11 protein-coding genes and 1 pseudogene (1 of these 12 running past the window's edge) are annotated in these 12542 nt (G+C 68.2%); 4 read left to right on the top strand and 8 right to left on the bottom strand.

The genetic code is table 11. From position 1 onward, the window contains the following. On the bottom strand, window positions 1-143 hold the 5' portion of the coding sequence (locus IPG65_RS08715) for a glycosyltransferase family A protein (RefSeq protein WP_293188830.1). 667 nt of this gene lie to the left of the window's left edge; the window shows 143 of its 810 coding nt (coding positions 1-143); it begins with the start codon at window positions 141-143; its stop codon lies off the left edge, out of view. A 34-nt stretch (window positions 144-177) separates the two neighbouring features. Here IPG65_RS08715 and IPG65_RS08710 point away from each other — a divergent pair, with 34 nt between their 5' ends. Further along, window positions 178-627, top strand: a complete 450-nt coding sequence (locus IPG65_RS08710) for a dTDP-4-dehydrorhamnose 3,5-epimerase family protein (protein WP_293188829.1) — start codon at window positions 178-180, stop codon at window positions 625-627. A 105-nt stretch (window positions 628-732) separates the two neighbouring features. On the opposite strand, the gene IPG65_RS08705 is transcribed toward IPG65_RS08710, so the two are convergent. Next, window positions 733-1731 carry a LysR substrate-binding domain-containing protein gene (locus tag IPG65_RS08705; RefSeq protein WP_293190006.1) on the bottom strand — a complete coding sequence of 333 codons (999 nt, stop codon included), beginning with the start codon at window positions 1729-1731 and terminating at the stop codon, window positions 733-735. Between the two features lie 72 nt (window positions 1732-1803). Between IPG65_RS08705 and IPG65_RS08700 the strand changes: the two genes are divergently transcribed. The 3 genes from IPG65_RS08700 (at window position 1804) to IPG65_RS08690 (ending at window position 6230) form a co-directional block, all read left to right on the top strand. Next, window positions 1804-2343 carry a DUF2917 domain-containing protein gene (locus IPG65_RS08700; RefSeq protein ID WP_293188828.1) on the top strand — a complete coding sequence of 180 codons (540 nt, stop codon included), beginning with the start codon at window positions 1804-1806 and terminating at the stop codon, window positions 2341-2343. Between the two features lie 128 nt (window positions 2344-2471). After that, on the top strand, window positions 2472-4781 hold the full coding sequence (locus IPG65_RS08695) for an NADP-dependent malic enzyme (RefSeq protein WP_293188827.1): 2310 nt from the start codon (window positions 2472-2474) through the stop codon (window positions 4779-4781). 204 nt (window positions 4782-4985) lie between these two features. Continuing rightward, on the top strand, window positions 4986-6230 hold the full coding sequence (locus IPG65_RS08690) for a lytic murein transglycosylase (protein WP_293188826.1): 1245 nt from the start codon (window positions 4986-4988) through the stop codon (window positions 6228-6230). A 62-nt stretch (window positions 6231-6292) separates the two neighbouring features. Here the strand turns inward: IPG65_RS08690 and IPG65_RS08685 are convergent. The 6 genes and pseudogenes from IPG65_RS08685 to IPG65_RS08660 form a co-directional block, all read right to left on the bottom strand. Beyond that, a pseudogene (locus IPG65_RS08685) lies at window positions 6293-7871 on the bottom strand (IS66 family transposase). 123 nt (window positions 7872-7994) lie between these two features. After that, window positions 7995-8336, bottom strand: a complete 342-nt coding sequence (tnpB, locus tag IPG65_RS08680) for an IS66 family insertion sequence element accessory protein TnpB (protein WP_293188825.1) — start codon at window positions 8334-8336, stop codon at window positions 7995-7997. Continuing rightward, window positions 8333-8740: a transposase gene (locus IPG65_RS08675; RefSeq protein WP_293188824.1), complete on the bottom strand. Its 408-nt coding sequence runs from the start codon at window positions 8738-8740 to the stop codon at window positions 8333-8335. Before IPG65_RS08675 ends, tnpB begins: the two co-directional genes overlap by 4 nt. A gap of 265 nt (window positions 8741-9005) precedes the next feature. Continuing rightward, entirely contained in the window at window positions 9006-9455 is a 450-nt protein-coding gene (locus tag IPG65_RS08670; RefSeq protein ID WP_293188823.1) for a phasin family protein, read from the bottom strand. A gap of 45 nt (window positions 9456-9500) precedes the next feature. After that, window positions 9501-10844 (bottom strand): MFS transporter, encoded by a 1344-nt coding sequence (locus tag IPG65_RS08665; protein WP_293188822.1) that lies wholly within the window; start codon window positions 10842-10844, stop codon window positions 9501-9503. Between the two features lie 42 nt (window positions 10845-10886). Further along, entirely contained in the window at window positions 10887-12497 is a 1611-nt protein-coding gene (locus IPG65_RS08660) for a wax ester/triacylglycerol synthase family O-acyltransferase (RefSeq protein WP_293188821.1), read from the bottom strand. Window positions 12498-12542 lie beyond the last annotated feature (45 nt).

Here is a 12542-nt window from a genome sequence, read left to right as displayed (position 1 = left end):
GCCTTGTGGGCCTCGGGCACCCCGTCGCCGACGATGAACACCTCGACTGGCACGCTCTGGCGCAGCGCACTGTCCACCGCCAAGCCGAGCAGCGGACCGTGGTCGAAGGTCGGAATCACCACCGTGGCCCGAGGTGTTGTCATAAAATGTATCTTACACCCTCGACAACCCTCTCCCATGCCCGTCCGCCCCACCGCCATCACCGGCCTGCTCGTCCTGACCTGGGACGCGGCGCGTGACGCGCGAGGATTTTTCAAGCACACCTACCAGCACAGCGAACTGGCCCAGGCGCTTGGCCGCGAACCCCGGCTGCGGCAAGGCAACCACTCGCGCTCGCAGGCCCGGGTGCTGCGGGGCTTCCACATCGAGCCCTGGGACAAGCTGGTCTACGTGCCGCGCGGCCTGGCCACCTGCGTGGTGGCCGACGTACGGCCCGACAGCCCCAGCTTCGGCCGCACTGAGTGCTTCCTGCTGGGCGACAGCCCGGGCAGGCTGGACCGCTTGTTCATCCACCGCGGCCTGGCCAACGCCTTCTACTGCCATGCGGAGACCGATTACCTGAACGACGTATCGGAGGAGTACGACCCGCCGGCCGCGGCGGCGTGGCCTGGAACGACCCGCACCTGAACGTGCCTTGGCTGGACGCGGCCCCCATCCTCTCGGACGCCGACCGCCGCCAGCCAACGCTGCAGGCGCTGTTCCCGCGGCATCCGGCGCTGGCGCCGGGAAACCTCAGTCCAGGTCGTTGATCTCGTCCGGGTCCCCCGCCTCGCCGGTGACCTCGCGCGTGGCCACCGCCTGCGCGGCCAGCCAGTCGGCGAAGGCCCTGACCTCGGGGCGGGCGGCGCTGCGCGGCGACACCAGCAGCCAGTAGGCCATGGGCGAATGCAGGCGCGCCGCCGGGAAGTGGCCGCCGGCGAACACCTCCACCAGATCGCCGCGCGCCAGGCTCTCGGCCACCAGGGGCGGACGCGCCAGCACGATGCCCTGGCCGCTGAGGGCCGCCTGCACCATCTGGTAGGCGTAGTTGAAGCTGAGCCAGCGCTTGGGCTGGGCCTGCTCCAGCCCGTTGGTGTCGAGCCAGCGCCGCCAGGTCAGCCATTCCAGGTGCGGGGTGTAGGCGTCGCCGGCCTCGATGAGGGTGAAGCCGAGCACGTCCTCGGGCTTCTTCAGCGCCGGGCCGCCCTTGAGCAGCCAAGGGCTGACCATGGGCGTGACCGATTCGCCGAACAGCCGCCGCGCTCCCGGCGACATGCGCGCGGGCAGGGCGTAGCGCACGGCGATGTCGATGTCGGCCACGTCCAGGTCGAAGGCGGTGTCCGAGGCGTCGATGCGGATGTCGATGTCGGGGTTCTCGCGCTGGAAGGCCTCCAGCCGGGGGATGAGCCACATCGACGCGAACGAGGCGAAGGTGGTCACCGCCACGTGCCGGCGCCCGGCGCTCTGGCGGATCTGGCGCACGGCGCTGTCGATGCGCGGCAGCGCCTGCGCGACCGCCTGCAGCAACTGCATGCCGGCGGCGGTCAACTCGACGGCGCGGGTGTGGCGCAGGAACAGGGACACGCCGACCTCATCCTCCAGCGCCTGGATCTGGCGGCTGACGGCCGACTGCGTGAGCGCCATCTCCTCGGCCGCGACGCGGAAGTTGAGGTGCCGCGCCACGGCCTCGAAGGCGCGCAGGTGGCCAGCCTGGATGGGACGCGAGCGCAGGTGGGTCTGGGAGTGAAGCATGGCCATTGATGTGATTTGCGAATCAATAGCGTGGCGTGAATTCATTGGACTGTCAATGGCGCGGCGCGCACCATGGCGGCCTGGATTCATTCCCGAATCAACGCACACCGGAGTCCGCCATGCGCCCGTTCGACGCCCCCCCGATCCCTCACCCTGTCCGCCGCCGCTCCGGCCGTACGCACGCTGGCGCCGGGCCAGGCGCTGGCCCTGCGGGCGCGCGCGGCGGGCGAGCTGCGCGTCGCGCGGGGCGCCGTCTGGGTCACGCTGCAGCGTCCGCGCAGCGCGCAGGCCCTGGGCGACGTGCACCTGGGCGCGGGCGAACGCCTGTGCCTGCAGGCCGGCGACCGGCTGGTGCTGGAGCCAATCCACCCCCGGGGCGCGCCGGCCCACGCGGTCGAGGCCGCCGCCTTCGACTGGGCGCCGCGCGCGGCTTGCGGCGCTGCCGATGTCTCGTGGCAAACCGCCGTGGCCGCGCCCGCTGGCGAACTGCGCCGGGCCCTGCGCGACGCCGGCGGGGCGCTGGCCCGGCTGGCGCGCGGCCTGCTGGCATGGGCCGGCCTGGCGCGCCAGCCTCGGGCGGCGCCGCGCACCGGAGCGCTATTGAATACATAGCTTCTGGCCCAATCCTAATGCGGGCTGGAGTTCGAAATGACTTGAATTTTGTGGTTCCGACATAGGGCGAGGCGGGAATTTGCGGTAGGCTAGCGCCCGCCCCCCAAGACCTATATACCGGAGACACCATGAGCAAGCCGCTGACCCCCGCCGAGGCTGCGCTGCGCGACGCCGCGCGCGAATACCACCGCAGCCCCACGCGCGGCAAGATCGCCGTCACCCCCACCAAGCCGCTGTCCAACCAGATCGACCTGTCTCTGGCCTACTCGCCCGGCGTGGCCTACCCGTGCCTGGACATCCAGGCCGACCCGTCCAAGGCGGCCGAGTTCACCGCGCGCGGCAACCTGGTGGGCGTGATCACCAACGGCACGGCCGTGCTGGGCCTGGGCGACATCGGCCCGCTGGCGGGCAAGCCGGTGATGGAAGGCAAGGGCTGCCTGTTCAAGAAGTTCGCCGGCATCGACGTGTTCGACATCGAGCTGGATGAGCGCGACCCGGATAAGCTGGTGGACATCATCGCCGCGCTGGAACCCACGCTGGGCGGCATCAACCTGGAGGACATCAAGGCGCCCGAGTGCTTCTACATCGAGAAGAAGCTGCGCGAGCGCATGAACATCCCGGTGTTCCACGACGACCAGCACGGCACCGCCATCATCTCGACTGCGGCGCTGCTCAACGGGCTGGAATTGGTGGGCAAGCGGATCGACCAGGTCAAGATCGCCGTCTCCGGCGCCGGCGCGGCGGCCATCGCCTGCCTGGACGTGATGGTGGCCCTGGGCGTGAAGCCCGCCAACGTGTTCGCCTGCGACTCCAAGGGCCTGATCTACACCGGCCGCGCGGGCGGTTTCGACGAGTCGAAGGCGCGCTTTGCCCAGCCCGACACCGGCGCGCGCACGCTGGCCGACGTGGTGCAGGGCGCCGACGTGTTCCTCGGCTGCTCGGCCCCCGGCGTGCTGACGGCCGAGATGGTGGCCACCATGGCCGGCCAGCCCATCATCCTGGCGCTGGCCAACCCCGAGCCCGAGATCCGCCCCGAGCTGGCCAAGGAGGTGCGCCCCGACTGCATCATCGCCACCGGCCGCTCGGACTACCCCAACCAGGTCAACAACGTCCTGTGCTTCCCCTACATCTTCCGCGGCGCGCTGGACTGCGGCGCGACCAAGATCACCGAGGAGATGAAGCTGGCCTGCGTGCGCGAGATCGCCGCCCTGGCCAAGGCCGAGACCAGCGCCGAGGTAGCCGCCGCCTACGCCGGCAAGGACCTGCAGTTCGGCCCCGACTACCTCATCCCCACGCCGTTCGACCCGCGCCTGATCCTGCGCATCGCCCCCGCCGTGGCCGAGGCGGCGGTGCAGTCCGGCGTGGCCACGCGCCCGATCGAGGACATGGACGCCTACCGCGCCAGCCTGGGCCGCTTCGTCTACCAGACCGGCATGGTGATGCGCCCGGTGTACGCCGCCGCCAAGGCGGTGGCGTCGGGCAGCAAGCGCGTGGCCTACGCCGAGGGCGAGGACGAGCGCGTGCTGCGCGCGGCGCAGATCGCGGTGGACGACGGCATGGCCGCGCCCATCCTCATCGGCCGCCCCGCCGTGATCGAGCAGCGCATCCAGAAGGCCGGCCTGCGCATCCGCCTGGGCCAGGACGTGCTGAACGTCAACCCCGAGGACGACCCGCGCTTTCGCCAGTACTGGGAGGCCTACCACGGCCTCATGGCGCGCGACGGCGTCACCGCCGAGGTGGCCAAGGCGCTGGTGCGGCGCTCCACCAGCCTCATCGCCGCGCTGATGGTGCGCCTGGGCGACGCCGACGCCATGCTGTGCGGCACGCTGGGCCGCTTCGACCAGCACCTGGAGCACATCCGCAGCGTCATCGGCGTGGAACCCGGCGCGCCCGGCTTCGCCGCGCTCAACGCCATCATGCTGCCGGAACGCACGCTGTTCATCACCGACACCTACGTGCACGACGACCCCGGCCCCGAGCTGCTGGCCGCCATCGCCAAGATGGCGGCCGACGAGGTGGGCAACTTCGGCATCCCGCCCAAGGTCGCCTTCCTGTCGCATTCCAACTTCGGCACGTCCAAGCGCCCCTCGGCGCTGAAGATGCGGCGCGCGCGCGAGCTGTTCCGCGAACTGGCGCCGCACGTCGAATGCGACGGCGAGATGCACGGCGACAACGCCCTGTCGGCCGCGCTGCGCGCCGGCACCGTGCCCGACAGCACGCTGGAGGGCGAGGCCAACCTGCTGGTCTGCCCCAGCCTGGACGCGGCCAACATCCTGTTCAACGTGCTCAAGATCACCGTCGGCCACGGCGTCACCATTGGCCCCATGCTGCTGGGCACCGCCGCGCCAGCCCACGTGCTGACGCCCTCGGCCACGGTGCGCCGGCTGGTCAACATGACGGCGCTGGCGGTGGCCGAGGCACAAGCGCGCCGGCGCTGACCCCCGCCTCGGGCGTCCTCCTTCCCAAGCGGGCCCGTCCGCCCGCTTTTATTTTGATAGCTGTCAGCGTAGCTTGGGTGCGGACTGGAGGCCGATTCGATTCTGAATCCGGCTCTTCCAGCCGACTCGACCGGAACGCTGCTGTTTCAAACGTTTTCAGGCTTCAGCCAGCATGCAATCTACGCTGTCCGCTATTATTTTTGAATGAATCCACCGATCTTTCCGAGGCACCACCTTCGTCCCCTGGCCTGCGCCCTCGCCGTGCTGGCCGTGTCCACGGCCCAGGCGCAGGAGGCGCCGCCGGTGCTGGGCACGGCCGAATTCAGCGCCTGCCTGGCCGGGCTGAAGGATGCGCCGGCCTTCCGCCCCATCACCGCCGCCACCTTCGCCCGACACATCGACGGCCTGGCGCCCGACCCGTCGGTGCTGCCGCTGCTGGATCGCCAGCCCGAGTTCACCCTGCCCGTGTGGGACTACCTGGCCGTGCTGGTGGACGACGAGCGCGTGGCCGACGGCCGCGCCGCCCTCGCCCGCTGGCGCGAGGTGCTGGGCCGGATCGAGCAGCACAGCGGCGTCGCCCCGTGGGTCGTGGTCGGCGTCTGGGGTGTGGAGAGCAACTTCGGCCAGAACCTGGGCGGGCGGCCGCTGGTCGCGTCGCTGGCCACGCTGTCGTGCTTCGGGCGGCGGCAGGCGTACTTCAGGGGCGAGTTCGCCGCCGCGCTGCGCATCCTGCAGGAAGGCCACATCGCGCCCGAGAAGCTCACCGGCTCGTGGGCCGGCGCCTTCGGGCAGACGCAGTTCATGCCCAGCACGTTCTTCCGCAGCGCGGTCGATTTCGACGGCGACGGCCGGCGCGACATCGTGGACAGCGTGCCCGATGCGCTGGCCTCCACCGCCCGTTTTCTGCAGAACGCCGGCTGGCGGCGCGGCGAGCCCTGGGGCTTCGAGGTGCGGCTGCCCGCCGGCTTCGACACCTCGGGCGCCGGCCGCAAGAACAAGCAGCCCATCGACGCCTGGCGCCGCGCCGGGCTCACCCGGGCCGACGGCTCACCGCTGCCAGACAGCCTGCCCAGCGCCGGCCTGCTGGTGCCGGCGCGCACGCGGGACGGCGGTCCGGCCTTCCTGGTCGGACGCAACTTCGACACGCTCTACAGCTACAACGCCAGCGAGAACTACGCGCTGGCCATCGCCCACCTGTCCGACCTGGTGGCCGCGACGGACGGCGGCGTGGCCTTCGCCGCGCCCTGGCCGACCGACGACCCGGGCCTGTCGCGCGCGCAGAACCGCGAGCTGCAGACCCTGCTGCTGGCGCGCGGCCACGACATCGGCGCGGCCGACGGCCTGATCGGCGCCCGGACGCGCGAGGCGATCAAGGCCGAACAGCAGCGCCTGGGCATGAAGGCCGACGGCCGCGCTGGGCAGAAGCTGCTGGCGGCGCTGCGCGGCTGACGGGCCGGCGTAAGCGGCTGGCGATCCCCTCTTGACGCTGGCAAGACTGAGCGCAGAAGTCCTCAAGCGGCAGGCATCCAGCGGTGCGGCAACAGTTCGTCGATGCGGTGGTTGGGGTGCGAGAGCAGCCGCTCGAGCACATCCTTGAGGTAAGCCCATGGATCGTGCCCATGCAACTTGGCCGAGTGCACCAGACTCATGACCATGGCCGCACGCTGGCCGGCCAGTTCACTGCCGGCGAACAACCATGCCTTCCTGCCCATCGCCCAGGGGCGCATGAGGTTCTCGATATGGTTGTTGTCGATGCTTACCGCGCCATCGTGCAGGAATCGCCCCAATGCCTGCCAACGTCTGAGGCTGTAGTCCAGCGCCGCAGCGATGCCGCTGCCGTCGGGCACGCGTGCGCGCTCCAGGCATAACCAAGCGTGCAATTCGTCCCACAGCGGCTGGGCATGCTGCTGCCGGTGCGCCAGCCGCTCAGCATTCGTCTTTCCACGCGCCTGGGGTCTCGACGCGGTACAGCCACGCGATGCGCTGCAGGGCTTGCTCGGCCACGGGGCTGGTGTGGGCCTTGGCCAGTTCATCGAACTTGCGCCGCGCATGTGCCAGGCATCCCGCCTCGATACAACCCTGGCGTTTGAACACGGCGTCGTAGCCTGCGTAATCGTCGCAACTGAGCGTGCCCCCCCATTGGGACAGGAAGTCGGCTGGGTATCTGGAGCCCCGACCTCGGCAGAAGTCGTAGATGACACCCGGCATCGCGTCATGCTCGCCTCTGGCATAAGCCCACACATAGGCCTTGACGGTCTTGCCCGCACCGGGATCGAGCATCCGCACCGGTGTCTCGTCGGCGTGCAGCACCGCAGCGCCCAGCACGAAGGCGCGGTGCGCCTCGTACAGGGGCATCAAGCTGGCGCTGGCCGCGCCGGACCAGGCCGCCAGCGTGGAGCGCGGCGTGTGCACGCCCGAGCGGGCGTTGATCTGCTCTTGCCGGTAATACGGCAGGTGGTCCACGAAGCGGCTGACCAGCGTGTGCGCGAGCAACCCGGCCGTGGGCTGGCCCTTGTCGATGATCTGCGGCAGCACGCTCTCCTGCACGAGGCTGCCTTCGCCCTTGCGCAGGCAGCACTTGCAAACCCACTTGCCGCGGATGTGGCGGTGCACGAAGAACTCCGCCGGCACGATGTCCAGCCGCTCCGAGACGTCCTCGCCGATGCGCGTCATGGGCTGGCCGCAGCCGAAGGATGGGCACAAGGTGCTTTCGGGTTCGTGGCGATGCTCGACACGGCGCAGGTGTTCGGGCAGCGCCTGGCGACGCGGCTTGCGCGGGGCCTGTCCGTCGGCTGGCGGTGCCGATGCCTGGCTACCCTTGCCCTGCAGGGCATGGAGCTGGGCCTCCAGGCTGGCTTGATCCTCGGCCAGTGTCTCCTCGAATAACTGGCGCTGCTCGGCGTTCATGGCCTCGGTCCTGGCGCCGAACCTCCAGGCCTTCAGCCGCGCCAGCTCGAACGTGATGCGCTCGATCCTGGCGTCCTTGAACTTGAGCGCCTGCGCCTGCTGGGCGATCTGCTGGTCGCGCGCGTCGATCTGCCTCGTTTGCTCGGCCATGTGCGCAAGCATCTGCTCGGCGAGCCGGGCCATCGCAGCAGGGTCCAGGGCACGCAGGTCCTGGGCCTTGAGTGCGTGCAGATCGAGCATGTCTTGATTGTGGAATGCCGACCACTACAACGCCATCGGACATTCTCGGATTGCCTTGCCTGCGGCTCACATCCGCGTGATGGTCTTGAGTTGCTCCAGGCGTTGCCAAGGCAGCCCCAGCACCAAGGCGTCGAACTGTTCGCGCGTGAGCGTGATGCAAGAGGCGCCCGCCGCACCTTGACGCGGCCACACGAAGCCGCCCAGGTGCAGGCGCCGCGTGGCGCACCATACGCCGAAGCCGTCGTGCACCACCAGCTTGATGCGGTTGGCCCGGACGTTGGCGAAGAGATAGCCGTGGTGTGCGTGGGCGGCGCCAAAGACCTGGACCACGCGCGCAAGCAGGCTGTCCACTCCTGCCCGGATGTCGATGGGCTGCACTGCCAGCCATACGGCATCGATGCGAATCACAGCAGTACCTCGCGCAGCCAGGCCGCGCAGGAGGAGGCTTCGCTGGCCGGCCAGTGCACGGTTACCTGAGTGCCTGCAATGCTCAGCTCAATGCAGATGCTTGGCGCTGTCTGGCTGGTACCTGGCTCGATGGAGATGGGTAGGAACATCGTGGCGCCGTGGTGTTCCTGGACGCTTGCGCCGCAGGTGGTCGTTTGAGCATCGTCCGTCCCATGGTCATCGCGCACGCCCGCATCGCTGATCCAGCGTTGCAGCAGATCGGGTCGGATGCCGTGTGAGCGCGCGATGGCAGAGATCGTCTGGCGCGACTGCCTGTAGCTTGCGATAACACGATCCTTGAACTGCTGATCGTGCCGGAAGTAGGGGCGTGCAGCCACGTCCGGGGAAAGGGAGGTCGTGCTCATGGAGACTCATGCAGAAGTTGACATCGGCACGAGGCTCCTATGCCTATGGCCAAGGAGCAAGAGGGGATCGCCAGCCGCTTACTCGCCAGCCGCTTACGGGCCGGCCGCGCGTCGAGCGTGAACAACCTGCGCTGAGCGCCACACGCTCATCGCCAGACGAAAAAGCGGCTTGCGCCGGAAGCGCAAGCCGCTTTCAAGTCAAATTGGCCTCAAGCCCGCATAGGGATGACGCCAACAGCTATCTAAACGATAGCATTTTGGGTGCTTACTTCTTGCCCTGCATCAGCTTCTGCAGGTTGGCCATGTTTTCCTGCATGCGGTCCTGCACCACCTTCCAGGCGTTGGTGCGCGTCTCCGTCTCCATGGCGGCGATTTCGCGGAAGTTGTCAATGGCCTGCTGCACGCCGCGCTTGGCCGCGTCGGACTGCTTGGCCAGCGCGTCGGGGCTGACGGCGCCTTGCATCGCGCCCTGCCACTCGGACAGGTTCTCGCGCAGGATCTCGGCCTGCCGCTGAGCCAGGGCCTTCATGCCCTCGTAAGCCTGGCGGTTGGCCTCGGCCAGGGCTTCGAGGTCCTTGCGCTGCCATTCGACGAGCGCGCTGACATCGACGCCGGGCAGCTTGAACTGCTCTGCCAGCTTGGTCAGGTCGGCGAGGGACGGCAGCTCGCCGGTCAGGCCGGGAATGGTGCTGGAGGTTTTCTTGCTGGTTGCCATGAATGGGTTTCTCCGGTGAATGGGTTGTTGGCAGGGAGCGATTCGTCACGCGGCGGCGAGTGCGGGATGAGCCGCAGTTCTGGCCTTGACGACGGCCATGAGTATGAGGCCAGCCACGAACCAGAGGGCAGCCACCAGATAGAGCGAGGCGATGGGGGTGCCGGTAGCGGTGTTGACCATAGCCACCACCGAGGGCATGACCGCGGGCCCCAGGTTGCCCAGGCTGCTGACGAGCGCGATGCCGCCAGCGGCGATCTTCTTGGGAATGATCTCGCTGGTGGACGTGAAGAACAGCGGCGTGGCCGACGACTGGCCGATCGAGAGAATGACCAGGCCCAGGAGGTTGAGCGCCAGCGAGCCCTGCGTGAAGATGACGATCAGCGCGCCGGTGGCAGCCAGGGTGCAACAGAACATGAAGTGCTTGCGCCGTTCGTTGTGCTTGTCGGAACTGCGCCCGATCAGCACCATGGACACCATGGCGGCCGCGGGACCGAGGGACGAGAGCAGGCCAACGGTGAACACGTCCTTCACGCCCCAGCCCTTGATGAGCGTGGGCGTCCAGAACACCATCACGTAGGTGGCACCGAGGAACAGGAAGTACACCAGCGCCATCATCCACACTTGGGGGCTAGTCAGCAGCGCGCCGAACGAGCCGTGCGATGCGCTATGGCCGCTGGCGGCCGCGTCGTCGTCGAGCACCTTGCGCAGGCGCTGCTTTTCTTGGGTGCTGAGCCAGCCGGCGTCTTCAGGCTTGTCCTTGAAGTAGAAGAAGGCCACGATGCCCAGGATGGATGCGGGCAGACCTTGCGTGACGAACAGCCACTGCCAGCCGCGATAGCCCATCAGGCCGTCCATGTACTTCATGATGGCGCCCGACAGGGGCCCGGCGATCAGATAGGCAATGGTGGCGCCGGTCATGAAGAGGGCGATCACTTTGCCGCGCCGGGGGCCGGGGTACCAGTAGGTGAGATACAGGATGATGCCGGGGAAGAAGCCCGCCTCACACGCGCCGAGGATGAAGCGCAGGATGTAGAACACCGTCGGCGTGGTGACGAACATCATGGCGGAGGCAGCAATGCCCCAGCAGAGCATGATGCGCAGCAGCGTCTTGCGCGCGCCGACCTTCTCCAGCATCAGGTTGCTGGGCACCTCAAACATGAAGTAGCCGAGGAAGAAGACGCCCGCGCCGAAGGCATAGGCCGCGTCGCTGAAGGCCAGCGTTTCGCGCATCTGCAATTGCGCGAAGCCGATGTTGACGCGGTCGAGGAAGGCGATGATGTAGCAGACGATCAGCAGCGGCAGCAGGCGCCAGCTGATCTTGGAGAAGAGCGCTTCGTCCTCGGGGGAGTATTGGACCGCAGGTCCTGATTGTGGCAGGGGGGGAGCCATGGTTTGTCTCCGTGTGATGATCTATGTGTGGGGGGAGCGCTTTCAGGACGCCTGCTCTGTGGCTTCGCGCTGCTTCTTGACGGCAGGCTTGCGCGCCGTCGCTGCCGCCTTCTTCGCAGGGGTGGCTGCGCGGGGTTTGCGGGCGGCTTTCTTGGCCGCTGCCGGAGCAGCATCCGCCGTGGCGCCGGCTTTGGCCGGCTTGTCCTGCGACGGTGCCGCGGCGGCCGCGGTGATTTCCTGACCAGGCAGGCGCGCGATGTCCTGGAGGGCGGCGCGCATGTGCTCGATCAACTCGTAAGATTCTTCCTGCGACAGGATGCGTCGGCAGGCGGTGAGGCCGAAATCGAGCGAACCGGCGTAGCTTTGCACCGTGATGTTCAGCGCGCTGCCGTGGTAAGGGATGGAAACCGGATAGAAGCTCACCATCTTCGCGCCCGCCACGTACAACTGGACTTGAGGCCCGGGCACGTTGGAAATCAGCACGTTGGCCATCGGCGGCAGGCGCTTGGCCAGGTTGGAGCGGCCGTACAGCGACGCCAGGCTGGTCATGAGCCAGGGCGAGCCGGTCATGGGCATGTCGACGCCAAGCACCGGCTTGAGTTCGCGCACGACGGCCTTGCCTGCCTCGGACGAGGCATGGATCGCCTTGAAGCGCTCCACCGGATCGGCGAGGTCGGTCGCCAGGTCCACCCGCACCATCGACACCTGGTTGTTCATCGAGTCGTCGTCCGCTGAGCGCAGGCTGACGGGCACGGCGGCGATGAGCGCCTCCTTGGGCAGCAGGTCGCGCTGCTTCAGGAAGCGGTTCAGACCGCCGCTGGCCATGGCCATCACGATGGTGTTGACGGTGCCGCCGACCCGCTTGCCGAGCGCCTTCATCTCGTCGAAGGGCAGCGACATGGTGGTGAAGGAGCGCTGGTTGGTGATCGAATCGTTGAAGATCGTCTTGGGTGCCAGGCCAAGGGTCAGGGGCCGCTCGCCCTGGGCCGTCCGCTGGCTGGCCAGGACGTTGCCGGCCGTGGTGAACGCCCGCGCCGCCGTCGGCAGCAGCTCGGCCAGCTTGCGGTATTGCTGGGCCGTATTGGAAACCGCGGCCTGCAGCAGTTCGGCCACGCCGAGCTGGTAGCCCTTGCCGCCGCCGGCCCTGCGCCGGGGCGCGGGCACTTCGCGCATCTTGGGCGAAATATCGTACAGCACCTTGGCAATTTCGGTGCCCGCCTTGCCGTCCACCCCGCTGTGGTGGGCCTTGGAGTAGAAAGCGACGCGGCCATCCTCGAGCCCCTCGATGACGTACATCTCCCACAGCGGCCGACTGCGGTCCAGCAGGGTGGAATGCAGCCGCGCGATCAGTTGTTCCAGCTGCTGCATCGTGCCGGGCCGGCGCAGCGTCAGGCTGCGCACGTGGTAGTCGAGGTCGATGTCGTCGTCGTCGATCCACACCGGCTCGGCCAGCTCGAACGGCATCTGCGCCAGCTTGCGCGTCAGCACCGTGGCCAGGTGCATGCGGTTGCCGATCATGGCCTTCACGTCTTCGTAGTAGTCACCCTTGTAGCCTTCGGGGAGTTCCAGAAGGATCAGGCTGCCGACGTGCATCGGCGTTTCAGGCGTCTCGAAATGCAGGAACGAGGCGTCCAAGTTGCTCAAGTGGTCCATACGGGTACCTTTGGGAGAGAAATGAGGGTCGGCGTCAGAGCGCCG

Origin of the sequence: Ottowia sp. (assembly GCF_016703145.1) — a bacterium.
In the GTDB taxonomy this organism is placed as follows: domain Bacteria; phylum Pseudomonadota; class Gammaproteobacteria; order Burkholderiales; family Burkholderiaceae_C; genus Ottowia.
Note: the sequence above shows the minus strand (reverse complement) of the source record. Positions and strands in the feature narration are given on the sequence as shown.

Bases quoted from the DNA above. Each gene is read 5' to 3' on its own strand.
- IPG65_RS08710 (WP_293188829.1), top strand. From the start codon at position 178: ATGCCCGTCCGCCCCACCGCCATCACCGGCCTGCTCGTCCTGACCTGG.
- IPG65_RS08705 (WP_293190006.1), bottom strand. From the start codon at position 1,731: ATGCTTCACTCCCAGACCCACCTGCGCTCGCGTCCCATCCAGGCTGGC.
- IPG65_RS08700 (WP_293188828.1), top strand. From the start codon at position 1,804: ATGGCGGCCTGGATTCATTCCCGAATCAACGCACACCGGAGTCCGCCA.
- IPG65_RS08695 (WP_293188827.1), top strand. From the start codon at position 2,472: ATGAGCAAGCCGCTGACCCCCGCCGAGGCTGCGCTGCGCGACGCCGCG.
- IPG65_RS08690 (WP_293188826.1), top strand. From the start codon at position 4,986: ATGAATCCACCGATCTTTCCGAGGCACCACCTTCGTCCCCTGGCCTGC.
- IPG65_RS08675 (WP_293188824.1), bottom strand. From the start codon at position 8,740: ATGAGCACGACCTCCCTTTCCCCGGACGTGGCTGCACGCCCCTACTTC.
- IPG65_RS08670 (WP_293188823.1), bottom strand. From the start codon at position 9,455: ATGGCAACCAGCAAGAAAACCTCCAGCACCATTCCCGGCCTGACCGGC.
- IPG65_RS08665 (WP_293188822.1), bottom strand. From the start codon at position 10,844: ATGGCTCCCCCCCTGCCACAATCAGGACCTGCGGTCCAATACTCCCCC.
- IPG65_RS08660 (WP_293188821.1), bottom strand. From the start codon at position 12,497: ATGGACCACTTGAGCAACTTGGACGCCTCGTTCCTGCATTTCGAGACG.